Source organism: Streptococcus infantis (assembly GCF_047463275.1).
Lineage (GTDB): Bacteria > Bacillota > Bacilli > Lactobacillales > Streptococcaceae > Streptococcus > Streptococcus infantis_AF.
Window position 1 is genome coordinate 307,504 of record NZ_JASHEE010000001.1, and the last position, 25,339, is coordinate 332,842.

Consider the following 25,339-nt stretch of genomic DNA (forward strand, 5'->3'; position numbering starts at 1 on the left):
TATGAAAACGAAAAAGTGGATGTTAACAGCAGGAGTTGTCCTGAGTACAGCAGTTCTTCTTGTGGCTTGTGGTAAAGCTGATAAAGAAGCAGATGCACCTACAACCTTCTCTTATGTCTATGGAGTAGACCCATCATCTTTGGACTACAGTATTGCAACTCGTACTTCAACAACGGATATTATTGGTAACGTTGTTGATGGATTGTTGGAAAACGACGAATATGGAAATTTGGTTCCTTCACTAGCAGAAGACTGGAGTGTCTCACAAGACGGTTTGACTTATACTTATAAACTTCGTAAAGGGGTTAAATGGTATACTTCAGAGGGTGAAGAATACGCAGAAGTAACAGCGCATGACTTTGTTACTGGACTAAAACACGTAGCAGATGGTAAATCAGACGGTGTTACTCTTATTCAAAACTCCATTAAGGGCTTGAATGAATATATGACTGGTGAGACTAATGACTTCTCTACAGTTGGGGTTAAGGCATTGGATGACTACACAGTCCAGTATACTCTTAATGCACCTGAAAGTTTCTGGAATTCGAAAGTAACTTCAGCAACCATGTTGCCGGTAAACGAGGAATTCCTCAAAGCTTCAGGTAAGAACTACGGAGCAGTAAGTCCATCTGGTATTCTTTATAATGGTCCGTATATCTTGAAGACATTGACTTCAAAATCTTTAATCGAATACGAAAAGAACCCAAATTATTGGGATAAAGAGAAGGTTAAAATTGAGAAAGTAAAATTGACCTACTATGATGGTTCAGACCAAGAATCATTAATCCGTAGCTTCTCTTCAGGTGTTTATACAACAGCTCGTATCTTCCCAAGTAGCTCAAACTTTGCTTCTACATTGGAACAATACGGAGATAAAATCACATACAGTCCACAGGATTCAACTAGTTATTACTTTACCTTTAACGTAAACCGTCAATCTTACAATAAGACTGCGAAAACAAGTGAAGAACAGAAAACTTCTACAAAAGAAGCGATGTTGAACAAGGACTTCCGTCAAGCAATCAACTTTGCCTTCAACCGTCATTCATATGCTGCACAACTCAATGGTGAAGATGGTGCGGACAAGATTATTCGTAACAGTCTAGTTCCAGAAAACTTTGTACAATCTGGTGGTAAAAACTTTGGTGATATCGCTCAAAAAGAATTGGTCAACTATGGAGACCAATGGAAAGGCGTTGAGCTTGTAGATGGAAAAGATACCATCTACAATCCTGATAAAGCTAAGGCTTCATTTGAGAAAGCTAAGAAAGAATTGGAAGCAAAAGGTGTAACCTTCCCAATTCATTTGGATGTTCCAGTTGAACAGACAGATACAATTGCCGTTCAACAAAGCAATTCCTTTAAACAATCAATCGAATCAACACTTGGTTCTGAAAATGTCGTGATTGATGTCCTTCAGATGACCGATAACGAAAAGGAAAGCATTACATCGCAGGCGCGTGTTCCAGCTCAAAAAGACTATGACTTGAACAGTACTGGATGGGCTCCAAGCTACCAAGACCCAGCAAGTTATCTTAATATCATGGATCCTAAGACTGGTTCTGCTATGAAACACCTTGGTATTACGAAAGGTAAAGACAAGGAAGTAGTAGCTCAACTTGGTCTGGACGAATATAAGAAACTCTTGGATGATGCAGTTTCTGAAACAAACGATTTGGATAAGAGATATGAAAAATATGCTAAAGCTCAAGCATGGCTCACTGATAGCTCTCTCTTGATGCCAACCGCTTCATCAGGTGGTTCACCAGTTGTCAGCAACGTTGTTCCATTCTCTAAACCATACTCACAAGTAGGTATTAAGGGTGATCCATATATCTTCAAGGGAATGAAATTGCAAAAAGAAATTGTATCTGCTAAAGAATATCAAGCAGCTCTTGAAAAATGGCAAAAAGAAAAATTGGAATCAAACAGTAAATACCAAAAAGAACTAGAAAGTCATGTCAAATAAAACAGACTAGTATTTTTGGAATAAAGGGGCCTATATGGAATGGATTAAACTAATAGGGATAGTTATTATTGTGGTTGGTTTTATCTATAAATTAGATACCATCGCAACGGTAGTCTTAGCTAGTTTAGTTACAGCTCTAGCTTCTGGAGTTTCTCTTGTTGAGTTCTTGGAAATTTTAGGAAGAGAATTTAGCAATCAACGAGTTCTTACGATTTTTATGGTAACCTTGCCCTTGGTTGGTTTATCTGAAACTTTTGGCCTTAAGCAACGTTCGATTGACTTGATTCAAAGGATAAAGGGACTGACCGTAGGAAGTTTTTATACAATTTATTTCTTTTTTCGGGAACTCGACGGGTTCTTTGCCATTCGTATCGGAGGGCAGCCACAGTTTGTAAGGCCTTTGGTTCAACCCATGGGACAAGCAGCGGCAGAGTCACAATTAGGTAGAAAATTAACGGAGCAGGAGAGCGAAGCGCTAAAAGCGCGTGCAGCAGCAAATGATAATTTTGCAAATTTCTTTGCTCAGAATACTTTCGTTGGTGCAGGTGGTGTCCTCTTAGTTGGGGGCACTCTGGACCAATTAGGTTACGAAAGTAATTATGCAGGGATCGCTTCGGCTTCTCTTATTGTTGCAGGAGTTGCCTTGCTTGTGGTAGGGCTGTACAATTACTTATTTGATAGAAAATTGCTAGCGAATAAGCTTAGTAAAGGAAAAGATGAATGACCAATCTAGCAAGACAGTTATTAGAGTTAACCTATATTGTGATTGGTTGTCAATTTCTTCACACGGCCTATTGTAGCTATAAAGACAAAACAAACCCAGTTCGATATGGAACAGCTGGGTTTTGGGCTTTATTGGGCATCAGTTTTATTGGTGGTTCCTATCTACCATCTATCTGTATTGGAATTATCGTAGTGCTCTTAGCCCTACTAACACTCTTTAAACAGGTTCGTATCGGAACCTTGCCGTCTCTGGATGAAGTCAAGGCAAATATTGAAGCTAAACGGTTGAAGAATAAAATTTTTATTCCGGTCATGCTGATGGCTTTGATCGCTTTAGTATTAGCAAAAATGATTCCTGAGTTTAGTAAGATTGCTATCAGCCTTGCAGCATTTCTTGCAACCATCTCTCTTTTATTGATTACTAAGAATTCTCCTAAAAGCTTGCTGGCAGAAAATAATCGCATGGTTCAGCAAGTCTCAACTAGTGGGATTGTGCCCCAACTTTTAGGAGCTTTGGGAGCTATTTTTACTGTAGCTGGAGTTGGGGATTTAATGTCACATCTGATAAGTGGTTTTGTGCCTTCGGGGAGTCGGTTGATGGGTGTAGTGGCTTATGTGTTAGGAATGGTTCTATTTTCAATGATTATGGGAAATGCTTTTGCGGCCTTTACTGTCATTACTGCTGGAATTGGTGTTCCCTTTGTATTTTCCTTGGGAGCAGATCCAATCGTGGCGGGTGCTCTTGCTATGACAGCAGGTTGTTGTGGAACTCTATTAACCCCAATGGCTGCTAATTTCAATACTCTACCTGTAGCCCTTTTGGATATGAAAGATCCAAATGGCGTTATCAAAGGGCAAGTAGGAGTAGCTATTGTCATGATTATCATACATGTATTTCTGATGTACTTTTTGGCATTTTAGTAAAGGAAATAAAATGAAAATATTAGTTACAGGATTTGATCCTTTTGGTGGTGAAAAGGTCAATCCAGCTCTAGAAGCAGTTAAATCATTACCGTCTGTAATTCATGGCGCTGAGATACGCTGGGTAGAGATTCCAACAGTCTTTTATAAATCAGCAGAGGTTTTAGAAGCAGAAATAAATCGATACCATCCAGATGTTGTGCTTTGTATCGGACAAGCAGGAGGAAGAGCGAGTTTAACTCCTGAGAGAGTTGCTATCAATCAAGATGATGCTAGAATTCCAGATAACCAAGGAAATCAACCGATTGACACTCCCATTCGCCTTGATGGAGAAGCTGCCTACTTTAGCACACTCCCTATCAAAGCAATGATACAAGCCATAAAAGAAGAAGGGCTACCTGCTTCAGTATCCAATACAGCTGGAACCTTTGTTTGCAATCATCTGATGTATCAGGCTCTCTATTTAGCGGATAAGAAATTTCCTAATATGAGGGCAGGTTTTATGCATATTCCCTATATGACAGAACAAGTGGTAAATAAGACTAATACTGCATCCATGTGCTTAAGAGATATTGTCAGAGGTATCGAAGCTGCGATTGGTGCTATCGTGGATCATAAAGATAAAGATTTGAAGTTGGTCGGAGGGACGACTCACTAATGATTCAATTTTCAAATTAAAAAATTTTCTATTTTATTCCTTAAACTCTCTGTCAAGATAAGCATGATAGAGAGTTTTTTCTTGCTAGATTAGGGAATTTCTTGTAAAATAGAAAAAGTGAAAAGAGGTATGGTATGAGCAAAAAAGATAAAAAAATTGAGATTCAATTGTCAGATGCTAAAGTAGTAGTTGGAAAAGATAAGTACGCTGGTTACACATTAACAATTGGAAAAAAGTTAATCGGTGAAATTGCCGAACTAGACAACCAATTTGCAATCATAAAGAATGGAAATGTCGATAGTTTTTACAAGAATCTTGAAAAAGCTGTGGAAATATTGATTGAGAACTATAATTTAGCAAAATAATGCTTGTTTTTTGCAAATTTTCATGATATAATAGTTTTCGTTGATTGTCGGAGAGATAGCGAAGAGGCTAAACGCGGCGGACTGTAAATCCGCTCCTTCGGGTTCGGGGGTTCGAATCCCTCTCTCTCCATATCACTATTGGGGTATAGCCAAGCGGTAAGGCAAGGGACTTTGACTCCCTCATGCGTTGGTTCGAATCCAGCTACCCCAGTTCTTAGGTAATATATTCAAGATAAAAGTAAAAATATCTTAGGGTATTTTATTTTTATAATTGAAAGACGTGAACGATATAAACATGTCCTTGCGGGTGCTTAGGAAAAAAATTATAAGTATGTCAAGTTAAAAAACTTGATTGTTGGAGGATTTTTTAGATGAATGAATTTGAAGATTTGCTAAATAGCGTTAGCCAAGTTGAACCTGGTGATGTTGTTAGTGCTGAAGTATTGACAGTTGATGCTAATCAAGCTAACGTTGCAATCTCTGGAACTGGTGTTGAAGGTGTCTTGACTCTTCGCGAATTGACAAACGATCGCGATGCTGATATCAATGACTTTGTAAAAGTAGGTGAAGTATTTGATGTTCTTGTACTTCGTCAAGTAGTTGGTAAAGATACTGATACAGTAACATACCTTGTATCTAAAAAACGCCTTGAAGCTCGCAAAGCATGGGACAAACTTGTAGGACGCGAAGAAGAAGTTGTTACAGTTAAAGGAACTCGCGCTGTTAAAGGTGGACTTTCAGTAGAATTTGAAGGTTTGCGTGGATTTATCCCAGCTTCAATGTTGGATACTCGTTTCGTACGTAACACTGAGCGTTTTGTAGGTCAAGAATTTGAAGCTAAAATCAAAGAAGTTGATCCTAAAGAAAACCGCTTCATCCTTTCACGTCGTGAAGTTGTAGAAGCAGCTACAGCAGCAGCTCGTGCAGAAGTTTTCGGTAAATTGGCTGCTGGTGATGTAGTAACTGGTAAAGTTGCTCGTATCACAAGCTTCGGTGCTTTCATCGACCTTGGTGGTGTTGATGGATTGGTTCACTTGACTGAATTGTCACACGAACGTAACGTTTCACCAAAATCGGTTGTAACTGTTGGTGAAGAAGTTGAAGTGAAAATCCTTGACCTTAACGAAGAAGAAGGACGTGTATCACTTTCACTTAAAGCAACAACACCTGGACCATGGGATGGCGTTGAGCAAAAATTGGCTAAAGGTGACGTTGTAGAAGGTACAGTTAAACGTTTGACTGACTTCGGTGCATTTGTTGAAGTATTGCCAGGTATCGATGGACTTGTTCACGTATCACAAATTTCACACAAACGTATTGAAAATCCAAAAGAAGCTCTTACAGTTGGTCAAGAAGTTACTGTTAAAGTTCTTGATGTTAATGCTGATGCAGAACGTGTATCACTTTCTATCAAAGCTCTTGAAGAACGTCCAGCTCAAGAAGAAGGACAAAACGAAGAAAAACGTGCTCCACGTCCACGTCGTCCAAAACGTCAAGAAAAACGTGACTTTGAACTTCCTGAAACTCAAACAGGATTCTCAATGGCTGACTTGTTCGGAGACATCGAACTTTAATCAATCAGAACTAATTATAAATCCTTTGTTGTAAAACAAGGGATTTTTCTTTTTTCAACTAGTATTTTTTGATATAATGGATTTATGTTACATTCCGAAAAAGAATCAATTTACCAAATTGTAAATGAACAACTCTCTAGTCTTTTGGAAGGCGAGACCAATGTGTTGGCTAATCTATCAAATGCCAGTGCTCTCTTAAAAATGAACTTTCCTCGTACTGTCTTTGCAGGTTTCTATTTATATGACGGAGATGAGCTTATTTTAGGCCCTTTTCAGGGTGGAGTCTCATGTGTTAGAATTGCGCTTGGAAAAGGAGTTTGTGGAGAGTCAGCGGCTAGCCGTCAAACAGTTATCGTTGGTGATGTCAAGACTTATCCAAACTATATTTCTTGTGATAGTAGTGCTCGTAGCGAGATTGTACTTCCAATGGTAAAAAATGGACAGCTTCTGGGTGTATTAGATTTGGACTCATCTCATGTTGATGATTATGATGAAATGGATCAGAAGTATTTAGAAGAGTTTGTGTCCATTTTACTAGATAAGACAGAATGGAAATTTTCAATGTTTGAGGAGAAAGCATAATGTATCAGGCGCTTTATCGAAAATATAGAAGTCAAAATTTTTCACAGTTAGTGGGCCAGGAAGTTGTTGCTAGAACTCTTAAACAGGCTGTGGAACAGGATAAGATTAGTCACGCCTACCTATTTTCAGGGCCTCGTGGAACTGGTAAGACTAGTGTGGCTAAGATTTTTGCTAAGGCTATGAACTGCCCTAATCAAGTAGGGGGAGAACCTTGTAATAACTGTTATATCTGTCAAGCGGTTACGGATGGAAGTTTAGAAGACGTTATCGAAATGGATGCTGCTTCTAATAATGGGGTGGATGAAATTCGTGATATTCGTGATAAATCAACTTATGCTCCAAGTATAGCTCAGTATAAGGTTTATATCATTGATGAGGTTCATATGCTTTCGACAGGTGCCTTTAATGCCCTTTTGAAAACACTGGAAGAACCAACTCCAAATGTAGTCTTTATTTTGGCAACGACTGAGCTTCATAAAATTCCTGCAACTATTTTGTCTCGTGTTCAACGATTTGAGTTCAAGTCCATTAAGACTCAGGATATTCGAGATCATATCTTCCAGATTTTAGAAAAAGAAGGGATTGATTACGAAACAGAAGCTGTTGAAATTATTGCTCGACGAGCTGAGGGTGGGATGCGGGATGCCTTGTCAATTCTAGACCAGGCATTAAGCTTAACCCAAGAAGCTACATTGACAACAGCAGTCTCAGAAGAAATCACTGGTACCATTAGTTTAAGTGCCTTGGATCATTACGTAGCTGCTTTAGCTCAAAAGGATGTACCGGGAGCCCTTCAAAATCTTGATCTGATTTTTGAGAATGGAAAGAGCATGACACGTTTTGTAGTCGATTTGCTGCAATATCTACGTGATATCTTAATTGTTCAAGCAGGCGGCGAAAATACACATCATAGTGATGCATTTGAGAGAAACTTAGCTCTTCCGCAGGATGTCTTGTTTGAGATGATTAGTCTTGCTACTAGAAGTCTAGCTGATATTAAGGCTAGCCTACAACCTAAAATTTATGCCGAAATGATGACTATTCGTTTAGCAGAAATTGATTCTCAACCAGAACTTTCAGGTGAGGTGGCTGAGGAATTGTCTTCTCTTCGAGAAGAAGTTGCACGATTGAAACAAGCTCTTGCCAATGTTGGTTCTAATCCCAAACAAAATGTTTCTACACCAAGTCGTCCGACTAACAGTAAGTCAATCTATCGTGTAGACCGAAATAAGGTGCAGTCTATTCTTCAAGAAGCAGTAGAAAATCCAGACTTAGCTCGTCAAAACTTAATCCGTCTTCAGAATGCTTGGGGAGAAGTCATTGAAAGCTTATCTGGTCCAGATAAGGCACTCTTGGCTGGTTCTAAACCAGTTGCTGCTAATGAACATCATGCGATTTTGGCTTTCGAATCTAACTTTAATGCTGGTCAGACTATGAAACGCGATAATCTAAACACTATGTTTGGCAATATTCTTAGCCGAGCTGCTGGATTTTCTCCAGAGATTCTTGCTATTTCTATGGAAGAGTGGAAGGAAGTTCGAGCTGCATTTTCAAGCAGAGCTAAAGGTTCTCAAGAGCAAGTCGTGAAGGAAGAGACTGAAGAGTCAATACTTCCTCAAGGGTTTGAATTTTTAGCAGATAAAGTGACGATAACAGAAGACTAAAAGGAATTTGTGGTAGAAGACTATGAACAGACAACAATTCACTATCATGGCCTTATTTACTGCTGCTGAGACTTATTTTTTTAATGAATCCATCATGGAGCAACGGTATATCGTGGCCTTGCTTTGGGCTATTTTGATCCTGAGAAATTTTCGCGTGAGTTATATCATGGGTAAAATTGTGAGCGCTATAGATGATCATTTTCAAGGGAAGAAGTAGCTCCTAGCTTCTAGACAAAATCGAAGCCTTTTAGGCTTTTTTTTGTTATACTATTAAGGTATATTTATTGACATTTTACTGTGTTTTTCTAGGGATTTAAAAAGGTTAAATTTCAGGTAAATACAGTAAAAAGGATGAAAAGAAAGGAACAATCATGTCAGTATTAGAGATCAAAGATCTTCACGTTGAAATTGAAGGAAAAGAAATTTTAAAAGGGGTCAATCTGACTCTTAAAACAGGAGAAATTGCAGCTATCATGGGACCAAATGGTACCGGTAAGTCTACTCTTTCAGCTGCTATTATGGGGAACCCAAACTATGAAGTCACTAAAGGTGAAGTCTTGTTTGACGGTGTAAACATCCTTGAATTGGAAGTGGATGAGCGTGCGCGTATGGGACTCTTCCTTGCCATGCAATATCCATCAGAAATTCCTGGGATTACAAATGCTGAGTTTCTTCGTGCAGCTATGAATGCTGGTAAAGAAGATGATGAGAAGATTTCAGTTCGTGAATTTATCACTAAGTTAGACGAAAAAATGGAATTGCTCAACATGAAAGAAGAAATGGCAGAGCGTTACCTCAATGAAGGTTTCTCAGGTGGTGAGAAAAAACGTAACGAAATTCTTCAACTCTTGATGTTGGAACCAACTTTCGCCCTCTTAGATGAGATTGACTCTGGTCTTGATATTGATGCCCTTAAAGTTGTCTCTAAAGGTGTGAATGCTATGCGTGGTGAAGGTTTTGGTGCTATGATCATTACTCACTACCAACGTCTTTTGAACTATATCACACCAGATGTGGTACACGTTATGATGGAAGGTCGTGTTGTTCTTTCTGGTGGTCCAGAATTGGCTGCACGCTTGGAGCGTGAAGGATACGCGAAACTAGCTGAAGAACTTGGCTATGACTACAAGGAAGAATTGTAATTCCCTCGTATCTTTTAGGAGAAGTAAATGACTAAAGAAACTATTAAACTTTTTTCAGAAATGCACGCTGAACCAAGCTGGTTGTCAGACCTCCGTCAAAAAGCTTTTGATAAGATTGAGAGTTTGGAATTGCCAGTCATTGAGCGTGTAAAATTTCATCGTTGGAACCTGGGTGATGGAACGATTACGGAGAATGAACCAACAGCAAATATTCCAGATTTTACAGCTATTGACAATCAGTTGAAATTGGTACAATTAGGTACTCAAACAGTCTTTGAGCAAATCCCAGTTGAGTTGGCTGAACAAGGAGTAGTCTTTACAGACTTCCATTCGGCTTTAGAAGAAATTCCAGAACTCGTAGAAGAATTTTTCATGTCATCAGTAAAATACGACGATGACAAATTGGCAGCCTACCACACAGCTTACTTTAATAGTGGTGCTGTTCTCTATATTCCAGACAATGTCGAAATCACAGAACCAATCGAAGGAATTTTCTACCAAGATAGTGATAGTGATGTGCCATTTAACAAGCATATTCTGATCATTGCAGGTAAAAACTCTAAAATCAGCTACCTCGAACGTTTAGAATCACGCGGTGAGGGTAGCGCTAAGGCGACTGCTAATATCACTGTTGAAGTGATTGCACGTTCTGGTGCTCAAGTGAAATTTGCTGCGATTGACCGTCTAGGTGAAAACGTCACTGCTTACATTAGCCGTCGTGGTAAATTAGGCAACGATGCAAGTATTGACTGGGCTATCGGTGTCATGAACGAAGGAAATGTTGTTGCTGACTTTGATAGTGACCTACTTGGAAATGGTAGCCATGCAGACCTCAAGGTCGTAGCTCTTTCAAGTGGTCGTCAGGTGCAAGGGATTGATACTCGAGTAACTAACTATGGTTGCAACTCTATTGGTAATATCCTTCAACATGGAGTAATTCTTGAAAAAGCAACTTTGACCTTCAATGGTATTGGCCACATCATCAAGGGTGCTAAGGGAGCAGATGCCCAACAAGAAAGCCGTGTTCTCATGCTTTCTGACCAAGCGCGTTCAGATGCTAACCCAATTCTTTTGATTGATGAAAATGATGTCACTGCAGGGCATGCAGCGTCTATCGGACAAGTGGATCCAGAAGATATGTACTACCTTATGAGCCGTGGGCTGGACAAAGCCACTGCAGAACGTTTGGTTGTTCGTGGTTTCCTTGGATCCGTTATCGTTGAGATTCCAGTCAAAGAAGTTCGTGATGAAATGATTGCGACGATCGAAGAAAAATTGTCAAAACGCTAAGGGGAAGCCTATGTTAGATGCAGAAGCTATTCGCAAGGATTTTCCAATTTTAGATCAGATTGTCAATGACGAACCTCTGGTTTATTTGGATAATGCTGCGACGACACAAAAACCACTAGCTGTTCTGGAAGCCATTAACCGCTACTATGAACAGGATAATGCAAATGTTCACCGAGGGGTTCACACCTTAGCAGAGCGTGCGACAGCATCTTATGAAGCTGCTCGTGAAACCATTGGTAAGTTTATCAACGCAGGTTCGACAAAGGAACTACTCTTCACTAGAGGAACTACGACTAGTCTCAACTGGGTGGCACGTTTCGCTGAGGAAATCTTGACTGAGGGAGATCAGGTCTTGATTTCAGTCATGGAACACCATTCCAATATTATTCCATGGCAGGAAGCTTGCCGAAAGACTGGGGCAGAGCTTGTTTATGTCTATCTCAAAGATGGAGCTCTGGATATGGGTGACTTGCGTACTAAATTGACTGACAAAGTTAAATTTGTTTCACTAGCTCACGCATCAAACGTTCTTGGAGTGGTTAATCCTATCAAAGAAATCACGCAAATGGCTCACCAAGTTGGAGCTATTATGGTGGTGGATGGTGCTCAGTCTACGCCTCATATGAAGATTAATGTCCAGGACTTGGATGTTGACTTCTTTGCCTTTTCAGGTCACAAGATGGCTGGTCCGACTGGTATTGGTGTTCTTTACGGTAAAGAAAAATATCTGGAGCAAATGTCACCAGTTGAATTTGGTGGCGAGATGATTGATTTCGTCTATGAGCAATCTGCTAGCTGGAAGGAGTTGCCTTGGAAATTCGAGGCTGGAACTCCTAACATGGCTGGTGCAATCGGACTTGCAGCTGCCGTGGATTATCTTGAAAACATTGGCATGGATACCATTGAAGCCCATGAACAAGAACTTATTGCATACGTCTTTCCAAAGTTGCAAGAAATTGAAGGTTTGACCATTTACGGTTCGCAAGATTTGGCTCAACGTTCAGGTGTCATTGCCTTTAACCTAGGTGACCTTCATCCTCACGACCTCGCGACTGCTCTGGATTATGAAGGAGTGGCAGTTCGTGCGGGTCACCATTGTGCGCAACCTCTGCTTCAATATTTGGACGTCCCAGCAACAGCTCGTGCAAGTTTTTATATCTACAATACCAAGGCAGATTGCGATAAACTAGTCGATGCCTTACTAAAGACAAAGGAGTTTTTCAATGGCACTTTCTAAACTAGATAGCCTCTATATGGCAGTGGTAGCAGACCATTCGAAAAATCCCCATCATCAAGGAAAGTTAGAAGATGCTGAACAAATCAGTCTCAACAATCCGACCTGCGGTGATGTCATCAATCTCTCTGTTAAGTTTGATGCAGAAGATCGTTTGGAAGATATTGCTTTTCTAAACTCAGGCTGTACCATTTCAACGGCCTCTGCTAGTATGATGACGGATGCAGTTTTAGGTAAGACAAAGCAAGAGATATTAGAATTAGCAACCATTTTTTCTGAAATGGTTCAAGGGCAAAAAGATGACAGACAAGATAGTCTCGGCGACGCAGCTTTCTTGTCAGGTGTTGCTAAATTCCCTCAGCGAATCAAGTGTGCAACCCTAGCTTGGAATGCCCTTAAGAAAACAATTGAAAATCAAGATAATAAGTAAGACAAGTTTCTTTTGTCTTATAAATCAATAGAAATGAAGAATGAAAGAAAGGATATTATGGCTGAAGAAAGAGTAGAACCAAAACCAATCGATCTTGGTGAATATAAATTTGGTTTCCATGATGATGTGGAACCAATCTTATCAACAGGTAAAGGATTGAACGAAGGGGTTATTCGGGAATTATCCGCTGCTAAGGGTGAGCCTGAGTGGATGTTAGAATTTCGATTAAAATCTTACGAAACCTTTATGAAAATGCCCATGCAAACTTGGGGAGCAGATTTGTCAGAGATTGACTTTGATGACTTGATCTACTACCAAAAACCATCTGATAAACCAGCTCGTTCCTGGGATGATGTACCTGAAAAGATTAAAGAAACCTTTGAACGTATCGGTATTCCAGAAGCTGAACGTGCTTATCTAGCTGGAGCTTCTGCCCAGTATGAGTCAGAAGTGGTTTACCATAACATGAAGGAAGAATTTGAGAAGTTAGGTATCATCTTTACAGATACAGATTCTGCCCTCAAGGAATACCCAGACTTGTTTAAACAATACTTTGCTAAGTTGGTACCGCCGACAGATAACAAGTTAGCAGCCTTAAACTCAGCAGTATGGTCAGGTGGAACCTTCATCTATGTACCAAAAGGTGTCAAGGTAGATATTCCTCTTCAAACCTACTTCCGTATAAACAATGAAAATACAGGTCAGTTTGAACGTACCTTGATCATCGTTGATGAGGGAGCAAGTGTCCACTACGTAGAAGGATGTACAGCGCCAACTTATTCAAGCAACAGCTTGCACGCCGCCATTGTAGAAATCTTTGCTTTAGATGGAGCTTACATGCGCTATACAACTATCCAAAACTGGTCTGACAACGTTTATAACTTGGTAACCAAACGTGCTAAAGCTTTGAAAGATGCGACTGTTGAGTGGATTGATGGAAACTTGGGTGCAAAAACGACTATGAAATATCCATCTGTTTACCTAGATGGAGAAGGAGCGCGTGGTACCATGCTTTCGATTGCCTTTGCTAATGCTGGACAGCATCAGGACACTGGTGCTAAGATGATTCACAATGCTCCACATACTAGTTCATCTATCGTGTCTAAGTCTATTGCCAAAGGTGGAGGTAAGGTAGACTACCGTGGACAAGTAACCTTTAATAAAAACTCTAAGAAATCTGTTTCTCACATCGAGTGTGACACCATTATCATGGATGACTTGTCAGCATCAGATACCATTCCATTTAATGAAATTCATAACTCGCAAGTTGCTCTTGAGCACGAAGCCAAGGTATCTAAGATTTCAGAAGAGCAACTCTATTACCTTATGAGCCGTGGTCTGTCAGAATCTGAAGCAACTGAGATGATTGTCATGGGATTTGTAGAGCCATTTACAAAAGAACTTCCAATGGAATACGCAGTTGAGCTTAACCGCTTGATTAGCTATGAAATGGAAGGGTCAGTTGGATAAAACCCAAAAGGAGAAGCAAATGGGATTCTTAAAAAAATTATTTGGTAATATCGAGAAAGCGAATAAAGGCGAAATTTCTGCCGAGGAAATTGTCCCACCTTTCACAATTGATTTAGTAGAAGAAGCTGATGATTATTGGAGACAAATGGAACAAAACCTCTTGATAAACGCTGTCAAGGCTGTTGGTGGTCTAGAGGCAGTAGAACGTGCTTTTGTTCTTACCAATTTTAAGAAAAATCAAGAAACCTTTGAACTCTTTTATCAGGTAGATGGTCAATTACTTTCTTGGCGAGAGATGGACGCAAGTGTTGTAGATAAAATCAGCTATCAACTTCTTCCACAAGCATCAGAAGTTGCCCAAGCAGTAAATGAGAATTATGAAGAGGCTAATGTACCGGTAATCGACTATGCTATGCTTCAGTTTGAAACTGCAACCATGGCTTGGTTTGGACGGAAGCTTACAACAGCTTCTCCTGAAGCCAAATTGACTTTTGAAGAATTGGTATCTGGTTGGCGCGCTATTTTGGAAAAAGAAGTACCAAATCGTCCATTAGATAGTGACCGTCCTTTCCCATACTACGAAGTATAATAACTGTTGAATTTTAACTATAAATAAAAACTGAGCAAATATCGAATTTGTTCAGTTTTTTTAGATACAATTTTATAAATATTCACAAAATACATTATCTGTGGTAAAATAAAACAATTATTGTTAGTGGAGATCAAGAATGAATATTTTTAGAACAAAAGACTTCAGTCTAAGTAAAACAGAAATGCATCGTCATTTGAAATTATGGGATTTAATTCTTTTAGGAATTGGGGCCATGGTGGGAACTGGTATTTTTACCATTACAGGAACAGCTGCAGCAACACTTGCAGGACCTGCTCTTGTGGTATCTATCGTGATTTCTGCGTTCTGTGTGTCCTTATCTGCTCTCTTTTTTGCAGAATTTGCTTCTCGTGTTCCTGCAACGGGTGGAGTATATAGTTATTTATATGCAATTTTGGGAGAATTTCCAGCCTGGATTGCAGGTTGGCTGACTATCATGGAATTTATGACAGCTGTTTCTGGTGTCGCTTCAGGTTGGGCGGCCTATTTTAAGGGGTTGCTTAGCCATTATGGAATCTCAATGCCTCAAGCCTTAAATGGAACCTTTAATCCAGAGCAAGGGACATATATCGACCTCCTGCCAATTCTAGTTCTAGTACTTGTTACGGGACTGGTCTTATTGAATTCGAAGGCTGCGCTTCGATTTAATTCCATTCTAGTAGTTTTAAAATTCTCTGCTCTTGCTTTATTCATCTTAGTTGGAATTTGGTACATTAAACCTGAAAATTGGTCAGACTTTGCACCTTTTGGTTTTGGTAAGATATATGGAGGTAGCTCTGGTATTATGGCAGGAGCTTCTCTTATGTTCTTTGGTTTCCTAGGTTTTGAGTCCATTTCTATGGCAGTTGATGAAATTCAAAATCCACAAAAGAACGTTCCTCGTGGTATTGTTTTATCCTTGATCATTGTAACTATTCTCTATGCCATGGTTACCTTGATATTAACTGGTATCGTTCACTATAGTAAGCTCAATGTTGATGATGCAGTGGCTTTTGCTCTTAGAAGCATTGGTATTGGTTGGGCAGCTAATTATGTTTCTCTGGTTGCTATTTTTACTTTGATTACAGTATGTATTTCAATGACCTATGCCTTGTCTCGAATGATTTATAGCTTGGCCCGCGATGGACTATTGCCTCAAAGTTTCAAACAAGTAACCAAGACCAGTCGTGTTCCTAAGAATGCAACCGTCTTGACAGGTGCAGTTTCAGCGATTGCAGCTGGAATCTTTCCTCTATCAAGTATCGCAGCCTTTCTAAACATCTGTACTTTAGCCTATCTCATTCTCTTAGCTTATGGGATAATTAAATTAAGAAAAGACAAGGGAGAACCTAAAGAGGGAGAATTTAAAACGCCCTTGGTTCCTTTTCTACCAATCTTATCGATTCTGATTTGTCTATCCTTTATGCTTCAATATACTCTTGAAACTTGGATAGCATTTGTATTAGCCCTAGTAGTAGGAGTTATTACTTACTTTACTTATGGCTATAAAAACTCTACACTATCAAAAAATCAATAAAGAAAAAATCGCGATTTCTCGCGATTTTTTATAATTTTTCATTTACAAAACGAACGAAACGATTCCACCATACTTTTAAGAAGAAGGCTTTTTCAACATTCTTTTCAGCGACCATTTCAAAGGTCGGCTTGTCAGTGGTAATATAACCTTGACCGACTAAGTCCTTGTCCTCATAGGTCAGATGTCCAACGACCGTACCTGCTTCTAGAGGAGCAACATGCTCAGTAGCATTAGGTGTGTATGTAACACTTGATTCCGCTCGACTACCAAGACGTTGAACAATTTTTATATCTTCTTTAGCGACTGCTGTAACCGTGTCTTGCTTCCCGTCATAAACTGGAGATTTGCTATCTTGGTAACTTTCCCCCTGCTTAACGATTGTTTGAAGAGCAAAATTAGATGAGATATAGTCCAGAAGAGCTGAAGTTGCTGTGAAACGAGCGTAAGGATTGGTATCTTGGTTGTCAGCGTTAAGGACAACTGTAATAATACGCATTCCTTTTTCTACAGTTGTTCCGACAAAGGATGCTCCAGCCTTATCAGTAGTTCCAGTTTTTAGGCCGTCAATTCCCCCACGGTAGGCAGGCATACCATCTAACATTGAGTTTGTAGAATGAATAGTCATTCCTGCAAAAGTGGAAGAAGGTTTCTTCGTGATTTCTAAAACCTGAGGATATTTGAGGATAAGATTACGAGCGACAACAGCAACATCATAGGCGCTCATCTTATTTTCGTCATCTTTCTTAGAACCAGGATAGATATTATTCCCAAGAGTTTCATTATTTAGACCAGTTGTATTGACGAGGGTAGCATCTTGAATTCCCCATTCAAGAAGTTTAGCCTTCATCATATCAACAAAGTCTTTTTCTGATCCAGCAACCTTTTCTGCCAACGCGATAGCTGCACTATTGGCACTAGATACCAATGTTGCTTCTAGCAACTCTTCAACAGTGTAGTTACGAGCTTCCATAGGAACGTTACTTGCTTCGGAGTTGGTTGTGAGCTGGTAGGGGTAATCTGAAATTTCCACTGGGGTAGAAAGAGTGATTTTGCCTTGCTCTAGAGCTTCATATACTAGGTAAACGGTAAGTAGTTTACTGATAGAGGCAATTTCAACCGGTTGGGTCGCATCTTTTTCATACAAAATCTTACCACTGTTAGCCTCAACAGCGATGGCGTGTTTTGCTGCGACATCAAAATCCTGAGCAAAAACAGTAGTAGCAGAACCAAATGAAATAAGCGTGATTAATGTTAAAAATAATTTCTTCATAGTAACTTTATTCTATCATAAAGACAAAAAATATTCTTGTTTTTATAATGTAGGTTATCAATCTTTTTGGAAATATGGTAAAATAGGAAAAAGAGGAGGTGGCTTATGTTTCGGAGAAATAAACTATTCTTCTGGACCACTGAGATATTATTAATAACCCTTATTTTCTACTTATGGCGAGAAATGGGTGCTATTATTACACCATTTGTAAGTGTCGTAAATACAATCATGATTCCCTTCTTATTGGGAGGATTTCTCTACTACTTAACAAATCCAATCGTTATCTTTTTAGAGAAGGAATGTCGCATTAATCGAATCATTGGGATTTTGTTAACACTTTGTGTTCTCTTTGGAACCATAGTGATAGCTGTCGTCTATCTCTTGCCTATTTTAATCAATCAGTTGAGTAGCTTGATTAATTCTAGCCAAGATATCTATTCTCGAATCCAAGATTTAGTGATAGAATTATCGAAATATCCTACTTTCCAAGAGCTAGATATTCAACAAACAATCCAACAATTAAATCTTTCTTATGTCGATATTTTACAAAATATCTTAAATAGTGTGACAAATAGTGTGGGAAGTGTCCTTTCAGCTTTGGTAAGCACTGTTTTAATTATCATTATGACACCGGTTTTCTTGATTTATTTCCTTTTAGATGGTCATAAATTCTTACCGATGCTAGAAAGAACTATTTTAAAGCGAGACAAACTCAATATATCTGGTTTAATAACAAACTTGAATGAGACCATTTCCCGTTACATAAGTGGAGTATCAATCGATGCATTTATTATCGGGTGTTTGGCTTTTATCGGTTATAGTGTGATTGGCTTAAAATATGCTTTAGTTTTTGCTATTTTCTCAGGTTTAGCAAATTTGATTCCTTATGTTGGACCGAGTATTGGACTAATTCCGATGATTATTTCAAATCTGTTTACGGATCCTCAAAAGATGATTATAGCAGTTATCTATATGCTGATTATCCAACAAGTAGACGGGAATATCCTATACCCTCGTATTGTTGGCGGAGTCATGAAAGTTCATCCGATTACAATTCTCGTGCTATTATTGTTGTCAAGTAATATCTATGGTGTCGTAGGTATGATCGTTGCCGTTCCTACCTACTCAATTCTCAAAGAAATATCCAAATTCCTAGTCCGACTTTATGAAAAACATAAAGAAGTACAAGAAGTGGGAGAAAAATAAAGAGTTTAAAAAGAAACGGATTCATCCGTTTCTTTTTTTATCAATAAATCGACAACTTATAGTAAGAATAAGAATAATTAATAAAAACTTTGTAAAACACTTGCAATTTAGCTAAAATTTGATAAAATAGTAAGGAAAGTTAGACTGTATTGCCTACTGTCTATCTATAAAATATATTTTATTGGAGGCTTTTACTCAAATGGCAAAAGAAAAATACGATCGTAGTAAACCACACGTTAACATTGGTACTATCGGACACGTTGACCACGGTAAAACTACCCTAACTGCAGCTATCACAACTGTTTTGGCACGTCGCTTGCCTTCAGCAGTTAACCAACCTAAAGACTATGCGTCTATCGATGCTGCTCCAGAAGAACGCGAACGCGGTATCACTATCAACACTGCGCACGTTGAGTACGAAACTGAAAAACGTCACTATGCTCACATCGACGCTCCAGGACACGCGGACTACGTTAAAAACATGATCACTGGTGCCGCTCAAATGGACGGAGCTATCCTTGTAGTAGCTTCAACTGACGGACCAATGCCACAAACTCGTGAGCACATCCTTCTTTCACGTCAGGTTGGTGTTAAACACCTTATCGTCTTCATGAACAAGATCGACTTGGTTGACGACGAAGAATTGCTTGAATTGGTTGAAATGGAAATCCGTGACCTTCTTTCAGAATACGACTTCCCAGGTGACGATCTTCCAGTTATCCAAGGTTCAGCTCTTAAAGCTCTTGAAGGTGACTCTAAATACGAAGACATCATCATGGAATTGATGAACACTGTTGATGAGTACATTCCAGAACCAGAACGTGACACTGACAAACCATTGCTTCTTCCAGTCGAGGACGTATTCTCAATCACTGGACGTGGTACAGTTGCTTCAGGACGTATCGACCGTGGTACTGTTCGTGTCAACGACGAAATCGAAATCGTTGGTATCAAAGAAGAAACTTCAAAAGCAGTTGTTACTGGTGTTGAAATGTTCCGTAAACAACTTGACGAAGGTCTTGCAGGAGATAACGTAGGTGTCCTTCTTCGTGGTGTTCAACGTGACGAAATCGAACGTGGACAAGTTATCGCTAAACCAGGTTCAATCAACCCACACACTAAATTCAAAGGTGAAGTTTACATCCTTACTAAAGAAGAAGGTGGACGTCACACTCCATTCTTCAACAACTACCGCCCACAATTCTACTTCCGTACTACTGACGTTACAGGTTCAATCGAACTTCCAGCAGGTACTGAAATGGTAATGCCAGGTGATAACGTGACAATCGACGTTGAGTTGATCCACCCAATCGCCGTAGAACAAGGTACTACATTCTCTATCCGTGAGGGTGGACGTACTGTTGGTTCAGGTATGGTTACAGAAATCGAAGCTTAATTCGATTTAGTTCCCAGAAGAACAATTATTTAAGTCAGACATTAAAAGAATCTTGCTATGCAAGGTTCTTTTTTTCTAGTTATACAAAGACAAAATAAGACAGTATGGTAGTTGATTACGAATATATAAACTTAATTAAATATTTATCTTATTTATTAACGAATGTATTTCCTAGTTTTTCAGAATAAATTTTTATTAGGTTAAAAAGCTTTTCACAAATGCCTGTTTTTTTGATAGAATAGAAGGAAGAAAAAAAGAAATGAGTTCGTCATGTCAAAAGGATTTTTAGTCTCTTTAGAGGGGCCAGAGGGAGCTGGTAAAACGAGTGTGCTTGAAGCTATCCTCCCTTTGTTAGAAGAAAAGAATATTGAGTTTTTAACAACACGTGAGCCAGGTGGTGTTTTGATTGGTGAGAAGATTCGAGAAGTCATTTTAGATCCTAGTCATACTCAGATGGATCCAAAGACAGAGTTGCTTCTCTATATTGCAAGTCGTAGACAGCACCTAGTAGAGAAGGTCTTGCCAGCACTTGCAGCTGGAAAATTGGTCATCATGGATCGTTTTATTGATAGTTCAGTTGCTTATCAAGGCTTTGGTCGTGGTTTGGATATTGAAGCTATTGACTGGCTCAATCAATTTGCGACAGATGGTCTTAAACCAGATTTGACACTTTATTTTGATATTGAAGTGGAGAAGGGGCTTGAAAGAATCGCGGCAAACAGCGATCGCGAAGTCAATCGTTTAGATTTGGAAGGTTTAGACCTGCACAGAAAAGTTCGTCAAGGCTATCTTTCCCTTCTTGAAAAAGAAGGTGAGCGTATTGTTAAAATCGATGCTAGTTTACCACTAAATCAAGTGGTTGAAAATACTAAACAAGTTTTATATGACAGAATGGGGCTGACTGAATGAATCAAGAGCAATTAAGAGCTTGTCAACCCCAGCAATTTGAACGTTTTGTTCACATCTTAGAACAAAGACAGCTGAATCATGCCTATCTCTTTTCAGGGTATTTCGGAAGCATGGAGATGGCCTTATTTATGTCTAAGAGTTTGTTCTGTACAGAAAAGCAGGGTGTCTTACCTTGCGAGTCTTGCCGAAATTGTAAGTTGATTGATCAGGAAGAATTTCCTGATGTCACCATTATTCGTCCGATGAATCAAATCATTAAAACGGAACGAATCCAAGATTTAGTTGGCCAGTTTTCTCAATCAGGAATCGAAAATCAACGTCAGGTTTTTATCATTGATCAAGCAGAAAAAATGCATGCCAATGCCGCCAATTCACTACTAAAGGTCATTGAAGAACCGCAAAGTGAAACCTATATTTTCTTCTTAACCAATGATCAAGAGCAGATTTTACCAACTATCCGAAGTCGGACTCAAATTTTCCAATTTCAGAAACAAACTGAAAATCTTATGGTCGAGTTGGAAAAAGTAGGTTTGGTCAAAAATAAAGCAAGGCTTTTAGCGGAGTTTAGTCAATCGCAAGCAGAAGCCGAAAAACTGATAAATCAAACAAGTTTTTGGACTCTACTTGAAGAAAGTGAACGATTCTATTCTTGGTTAGATGCTGGGAAAAAGGAATCTTATTTACAAGTCTCAAAATTAGCTAGCTTAGCAGATGACAAAGAAAAACAAGACCAAGTCTTTAGAATTTTAGAAGTTTTAGCAGGCCAAGAGATTCAAAAAAATGTAGCACGTACAGTATTGCAAAACCTTCTCGAAGCCAGAAAAATGTGGAAAGCCAATGTGTCTTTCCAGAATTCTTTGGAATACCTAGTTTTACAATAAAATGAACATGAAAACAGAAAAAGAAAGGGCTGTTCATGAACAAGAAAGAATTATTTGATGCCTTAGATGATTTTTCTCAACAGTTGTTGGCAACCTTGGCAGATGTCGAAGCCATCAAAAAAAATCTCAAGAGTGTTGTAGAAGAGAATACAGCTCTTCGTTTAGAGAACGATAAACTGAGAGAGCGCTTGAGTGAGGAAGAAGAAACAGCTTCAACGAAGACAAAGCATGTTAGAGAAAACGTGAGCCGAATCTATGACGACGGTTTTCATGTGTGTCGCGACTTTTATGGCCAACGTCGTGAACAAGATGCAGAATGTATGTTTTGTGATGAATTGTTGTTTAGGGAGTAAGCATGCAGATTCAAAAAAGTTTTAAAGGGCAGTCACCATATGGTAAGTTATATCTTGTTGCAACGCCGATTGGGAATCTAGAAGATATGACCTTTCGTGCTATTCAGACTTTGAAAGAAGTTGATTGGATTGCTGCCGAGGATACTCGTAATACCGGTCTATTGCTGAAGCATTTCGATATTTCAACCAAACAAATCAGTTTTCATGAGCACAATGCCAAGGAAAAAATTCCTGATTTGATTGGTTTCCTGAAAGCAGGACAAAGTATTGCTCAGGTTTCTGACGCGGGTCTGCCTAGTATCTCGGACCCTGGGCATGATTTGGTTAAGGCGGCAATTGAAGAAGATATAGCAGTTGTCACAGTTCCAGGTGCTAGCGCAGGAATTTCTGCCTTGATTGCCAGTGGTTTAGCTCCACAACCTCATATTTTCTATGGATTCTTACCTCGAAAATCGGGACAACAAAAGCAATTTTTCGAATCAAAAAAAGATTATCCTGAGACCCAGATTTTCTATGAATCTCCACATCGTGTGGCTGATACGCTAGAAAATATGCTAGCAGTTTATGGTGACCGTCCAGTAGCTCTAGTTCGAGAATTGACTAAGATTTATGAAGAATACCAACGGGGGAAAATCACTGAGTTGCTTGAAAGTATCTCTGAAACACCGCTCAAGGGCGAGTGTCTTCTCATCGTAGAAGGTGCTAGTCTAGAAGTTGAAGATAAGGATGAAGAAGATTTATTCTCTGAAATACAAAATCGTATCCAAGAAGGTGTTAAGAAAAATCAAGCCATTAAGGAAGTCGCTAAGATTTATCAGTGGAACAAAAGTCAGCTCTACGCTGCCTACCACGAATGGGAAGAGAATCAATCTAATGACTAAACAGGGAAGTTTTCCTTCTTCCCTTTTTTTGTTATACTAGTAAAAGAAAAATTAGAAAGATTTGTGGGTGTCAAACAGTCCAGTGGCTTGTTTTTATTTGGACCTAGGTTCCACCCAAAGAGGTATTAGTGTCATGTCTCAATCTTATATCAATGTTATCGGTGCTGGATTGGCGGGTTCTGAAGCAGCCTACCAAATCGCAGAGCGTGGTATTCCAGTTAAACTCTATGAAATGCGTGGTGTCAAATCAACACCTCAGCATAAAACAGATAATTTTGCAGAATTAGTGTGTTCCAACTCATTACGAGGGGATGCTCTTACAAATGCTGTCGGGCTCCTCAAGGAAGAAATGCGTCGTCTTGGTTCTGTGATTTTAGAATCAGCAGAAGCAACGCGGGTTCCTGCTGGTGGTGCTCTCGCGGTTGACCGTGACGGTTTTTCTCAAATGGTTACTGAAAAAATTGCCAATCATCCCTTGATTGAGATCGTTCGTGACGAAATCACAGAATTGCCAACAGATGCTATTACAGTTGTAGCGACTGGTCCTTTAACTAGCGATGCCCTGGCTGAGAAAATTCATTCTCTTAATGGTGGTGACGGTTTTTATTTCTACGATGCGGCAGCGCCTATTATCGACGTCAACACTATCGATATGAGCAAGGTCTATCTCAAGTCTCGTTATGACAAGGGAGAAGCTGCCTACCTCAATGCTCCGATGACCAAGCAAGAGTTTATGGATTTCCATGAAGCCTTGGTCAATGCGGAAGATGCACCCCTTAATTCTTTTGAAAAAGAGAAGTACTTTGAAGGCTGTATGCCAATTGAAGTTATGGCTAAACGTGGCATTAAAACCATGCTTTATGGCCCTATGAAACCAGTTGGTCTAGAATATCCAGAAGACTATAAAGGGCCTCGTGATGGCGACTTTAAAACACCGTATGCAGTTGTTCAGCTTCGTCAGGACAATGCGGCTGGAAGTCTTTATAACATCGTTGGTTTCCAAACTCACCTCAAATGGGGAGAACAAAAACGTGTATTCCAAATGATTCCAGGTCTTGAAAATGCTGAGTTTGTTCGCTATGGCGTCATGCATCGTAATTCCTATATGGATTCGCCAAATCTTCTTGAGCAAACATACCGTTCTAAGAAACAGCCAAATCTCTTCTTTGCTGGTCAGATGACTGGTGTAGAGGGCTACGTTGAGTCAGCTGCTTCAGGATTGGTTGCGGGGATAAACGCTGCTCGTCTTTTCAAGGGAGAAAGCGAGGCTATTTTCCCAGAGACTACAGCAATCGGTAGTTTAGCTCATTATATCACTCATGCTGATAGCAAGCATTTCCAACCCATGAATGTCAACTTCGGGATTATCAAGGAGTTAGAAGGTGAGCGTATTCGTGATAAAAAGGCTCGTTATGAGAAAATTGCAGAACGTGCCTTATCTGATTTAGAGAAATTTTTATCTATCTAAATTTTTTGAAAGAATTGTTCATGATACTATAAAAATCCTTGAAATTGTGATAAAATAGGTAGGATGAAAAAAGGAGAGAGAAAATGGTAGAACCTAAGTATAAACGTATCTTAATCAAGCTATCTGGTGAAGCCCTTGCTGGCGAACGTGGTGTCGGTATTGATATCAAAACCGTCCAAAGTATGGCCCAAGAAATCAAGGAAGTTCACGAGCTAGGAATTGAAATCGCCTTGGTTATCGGTGGTGGAAACCTTTGGCGTGGAGAACCTGCAGCAGAAGCTGGTATGGATCGCGTTCAAGCGGATTACACTGGAATGCTTGGGACAGTCATGAATGCTCTTGTGATGGCAGATTCATTGCAACAAGCTGGTGTTGATACTCGTGTACAAACAGCTATTGCCATGCAACAAGTAGCAGAGCCTTATATTCGTGGACGTGCCCTTCGCCACCTTGAAAAAGGACGTATCGTTATCTTTGGCGCGGGAATTGGTTCACCTTACTTCTCTACAGATACAACAGCCGCTCTTCGTGCAGCTGAGATTGAAGCGGACGCTATTTTGATGGCTAAGAATGGTGTAGACGGTGTCTACAATGCAGATCCTAAGAAAGATAAAACGGCTGTTAAATTTGAAGAATTGACTCACCGTGATGTTATTAATAAAGGACTCCGTATCATGGATTCAACAGCTTCAACTCTATCTATGGATAACGATATTGACTTGGTAGTCTTTAATATGAACCAACCGGGCAATATCAAACGTGTTGTATTTGGTGAAAATATCGGAACAACAGTTTCAAACAATATCGAAGAAAAGGAATAAGAAAAA

The 25,339-nt window shown here is 39.4% G+C and carries 25 protein-coding genes and 2 tRNA genes; 26 read left to right on the plus strand and 1 reads right to left on the minus strand.

Going from position 1 to position 25,339, the window contains the following annotated elements:
- Nucleotide 1: 1 nt before the first annotated feature.
- The 18 genes from QM923_RS01580 to QM923_RS01665 all read left to right on the plus strand — a co-directional run bounded on the left by QM923_RS01580 (nucleotide 2) and on the right by QM923_RS01665 (nucleotide 16,148).
- Nucleotides 2–1,969, plus strand: a complete 1,968-nt coding sequence (locus tag QM923_RS01580; RefSeq protein WP_414290611.1) for a peptide ABC transporter substrate-binding protein — start codon at nucleotides 2–4, stop codon at nucleotides 1,967–1,969.
- Between the two features lie 34 nt (nucleotides 1,970–2,003).
- Complete coding sequence (locus QM923_RS01585) at nucleotides 2,004–2,693, plus strand: DUF969 domain-containing protein (RefSeq protein ID WP_414290612.1); 690 nt, start codon at nucleotides 2,004–2,006, stop codon at nucleotides 2,691–2,693.
- Nucleotides 2,690–3,613, plus strand: coding sequence for a DUF979 domain-containing protein (locus QM923_RS01590; protein WP_414290613.1), 924 nt, complete (start codon nucleotides 2,690–2,692; stop codon nucleotides 3,611–3,613). The genes QM923_RS01585 and QM923_RS01590 overlap by 4 nt, the downstream gene beginning before the upstream one ends.
- A 13-nt stretch (nucleotides 3,614–3,626) precedes the next feature.
- Entirely contained in the window at nucleotides 3,627–4,271 is a 645-nt protein-coding gene (pcp, locus tag QM923_RS01595) for a pyroglutamyl-peptidase I (protein ID WP_414290614.1), read from the plus strand.
- A 134-nt stretch (nucleotides 4,272–4,405) separates the two neighbouring features.
- Entirely contained in the window at nucleotides 4,406–4,636 is a 231-nt protein-coding gene (locus tag QM923_RS01600) for a DUF2969 domain-containing protein (RefSeq protein ID WP_414290615.1), read from the plus strand.
- 49 nt (nucleotides 4,637–4,685) lie between these two features.
- A tRNA-Tyr gene (locus QM923_RS01605) sits at nucleotides 4,686–4,766 on the plus strand.
- A 9-nt stretch (nucleotides 4,767–4,775) separates the two neighbouring features.
- Nucleotides 4,776–4,847: transfer RNA gene (locus QM923_RS01610), tRNA-Gln, on the plus strand.
- 160 nt (nucleotides 4,848–5,007) lie between these two features.
- A complete protein-coding gene (gene rpsA / locus QM923_RS01615) occupies nucleotides 5,008–6,210 on the plus strand; it encodes a 30S ribosomal protein S1 (RefSeq protein ID WP_004253232.1) in 1,203 nt (400 codons plus the stop codon).
- An 84-nt stretch (nucleotides 6,211–6,294) separates the two neighbouring features.
- The gene (locus tag QM923_RS01620) at nucleotides 6,295–6,792 is read left to right on the plus strand and encodes a GAF domain-containing protein (RefSeq protein WP_414290616.1); all 498 of its coding nucleotides are present in this window, start codon (nucleotides 6,295–6,297) and stop codon (nucleotides 6,790–6,792) included.
- On the plus strand, nucleotides 6,792–8,456 hold the full coding sequence (gene dnaX / locus QM923_RS01625; RefSeq protein ID WP_414290617.1) for a DNA polymerase III subunit gamma/tau: 1,665 nt from the start codon (nucleotides 6,792–6,794) through the stop codon (nucleotides 8,454–8,456). Before QM923_RS01620 ends, dnaX begins: the two co-directional genes overlap by 1 nt.
- A gap of 22 nt (nucleotides 8,457–8,478) precedes the next feature.
- On the plus strand, nucleotides 8,479–8,673 hold the full coding sequence (locus QM923_RS01630; RefSeq protein WP_414286549.1) for a DUF3272 family protein: 195 nt from the start codon (nucleotides 8,479–8,481) through the stop codon (nucleotides 8,671–8,673).
- 154 nt (nucleotides 8,674–8,827) lie between these two features.
- Nucleotides 8,828–9,598: a Fe-S cluster assembly ATPase SufC gene (gene sufC / locus QM923_RS01635; RefSeq protein ID WP_000114489.1), complete on the plus strand. Its 771-nt coding sequence runs from the start codon at nucleotides 8,828–8,830 to the stop codon at nucleotides 9,596–9,598.
- 27 nt (nucleotides 9,599–9,625) lie between these two features.
- Nucleotides 9,626–10,888, plus strand: coding sequence for a Fe-S cluster assembly protein SufD (sufD, locus tag QM923_RS01640; protein WP_414290618.1), 1,263 nt, complete (start codon nucleotides 9,626–9,628; stop codon nucleotides 10,886–10,888).
- Nucleotides 10,889–10,898: 10 nt separating this feature from the next.
- The gene (locus tag QM923_RS01645; protein ID WP_414290619.1) at nucleotides 10,899–12,125 is read left to right on the plus strand and encodes a cysteine desulfurase; all 1,227 of its coding nucleotides are present in this window, start codon (nucleotides 10,899–10,901) and stop codon (nucleotides 12,123–12,125) included.
- Nucleotides 12,112–12,552: a Fe-S cluster assembly sulfur transfer protein SufU gene (sufU, locus tag QM923_RS01650; protein WP_001218476.1), complete on the plus strand. Its 441-nt coding sequence runs from the start codon at nucleotides 12,112–12,114 to the stop codon at nucleotides 12,550–12,552. Before QM923_RS01645 ends, sufU begins: the two co-directional genes overlap by 14 nt.
- 57 nt (nucleotides 12,553–12,609) lie before the next feature.
- Nucleotides 12,610–14,022 (plus strand): Fe-S cluster assembly protein SufB, encoded by a 1,413-nt coding sequence (gene sufB / locus QM923_RS01655; protein ID WP_075567738.1) that lies wholly within the window; start codon nucleotides 12,610–12,612, stop codon nucleotides 14,020–14,022.
- A gap of 19 nt (nucleotides 14,023–14,041) precedes the next feature.
- Nucleotides 14,042–14,611, plus strand: coding sequence for a hypothetical protein (locus QM923_RS01660; protein WP_414290620.1), 570 nt, complete (start codon nucleotides 14,042–14,044; stop codon nucleotides 14,609–14,611).
- Between the two features lie 139 nt (nucleotides 14,612–14,750).
- Nucleotides 14,751–16,148 carry an APC family permease gene (locus tag QM923_RS01665; RefSeq protein WP_414290621.1) on the plus strand — a complete coding sequence of 466 codons (1,398 nt, stop codon included), beginning with the start codon at nucleotides 14,751–14,753 and terminating at the stop codon, nucleotides 16,146–16,148.
- A 28-nt stretch (nucleotides 16,149–16,176) separates the two neighbouring features.
- Here the strand turns inward: QM923_RS01665 and pbp3 are convergent, their stop codons facing one another.
- Nucleotides 16,177–17,418: a D-alanyl-D-alanine carboxypeptidase PBP3 gene (gene pbp3, locus QM923_RS01670; protein ID WP_414290622.1), complete on the minus strand. Its 1,242-nt coding sequence runs from the start codon at nucleotides 17,416–17,418 to the stop codon at nucleotides 16,177–16,179.
- Between the two features lie 105 nt (nucleotides 17,419–17,523).
- Here pbp3 and QM923_RS01675 point away from each other — a divergent pair, with 105 nt between their 5' ends.
- The 8 genes from QM923_RS01675 to pyrH all read left to right on the plus strand — a co-directional run bounded on the left by QM923_RS01675 (nucleotide 17,524) and on the right by pyrH (nucleotide 25,333).
- Nucleotides 17,524–18,624, plus strand: a complete 1,101-nt coding sequence (locus tag QM923_RS01675) for an AI-2E family transporter (protein ID WP_060955865.1) — start codon at nucleotides 17,524–17,526, stop codon at nucleotides 18,622–18,624.
- A 199-nt stretch (nucleotides 18,625–18,823) separates the two neighbouring features.
- Nucleotides 18,824–20,020, plus strand: coding sequence for an elongation factor Tu (gene tuf, locus QM923_RS01680; RefSeq protein ID WP_004253262.1), 1,197 nt, complete (start codon nucleotides 18,824–18,826; stop codon nucleotides 20,018–20,020).
- Between the two features lie 270 nt (nucleotides 20,021–20,290).
- Complete coding sequence (tmk, locus tag QM923_RS01685) at nucleotides 20,291–20,929, plus strand: dTMP kinase (protein ID WP_414290623.1); 639 nt, start codon at nucleotides 20,291–20,293, stop codon at nucleotides 20,927–20,929.
- Nucleotides 20,926–21,810, plus strand: a complete 885-nt coding sequence (locus tag QM923_RS01690; protein ID WP_414290624.1) for a DNA polymerase III subunit delta' — start codon at nucleotides 20,926–20,928, stop codon at nucleotides 21,808–21,810. The genes tmk and QM923_RS01690 overlap by 4 nt, the downstream gene beginning before the upstream one ends.
- Before the next feature lie 35 nt (nucleotides 21,811–21,845).
- The gene (yabA, locus tag QM923_RS01695; protein WP_414290625.1) at nucleotides 21,846–22,163 is read left to right on the plus strand and encodes a DNA replication initiation control protein YabA; all 318 of its coding nucleotides are present in this window, start codon (nucleotides 21,846–21,848) and stop codon (nucleotides 22,161–22,163) included.
- Nucleotides 22,164–22,165: 2 nt separating this feature from the next.
- Entirely contained in the window at nucleotides 22,166–23,044 is an 879-nt protein-coding gene (rsmI, locus tag QM923_RS01700; protein ID WP_414290626.1) for a 16S rRNA (cytidine(1402)-2'-O)-methyltransferase, read from the plus strand.
- A 133-nt stretch (nucleotides 23,045–23,177) separates the two neighbouring features.
- Nucleotides 23,178–24,512 carry a methylenetetrahydrofolate--tRNA-(uracil(54)-C(5))-methyltransferase (FADH(2)-oxidizing) TrmFO gene (trmFO, locus tag QM923_RS01705; RefSeq protein WP_414290627.1) on the plus strand — a complete coding sequence of 445 codons (1,335 nt, stop codon included), beginning with the start codon at nucleotides 23,178–23,180 and terminating at the stop codon, nucleotides 24,510–24,512.
- Between the two features lie 83 nt (nucleotides 24,513–24,595).
- Complete coding sequence (gene pyrH / locus QM923_RS01710; RefSeq protein WP_004253279.1) at nucleotides 24,596–25,333, plus strand: UMP kinase; 738 nt, start codon at nucleotides 24,596–24,598, stop codon at nucleotides 25,331–25,333.
- The last annotated feature ends 6 nt before the right edge of the window (nucleotides 25,334–25,339 follow it).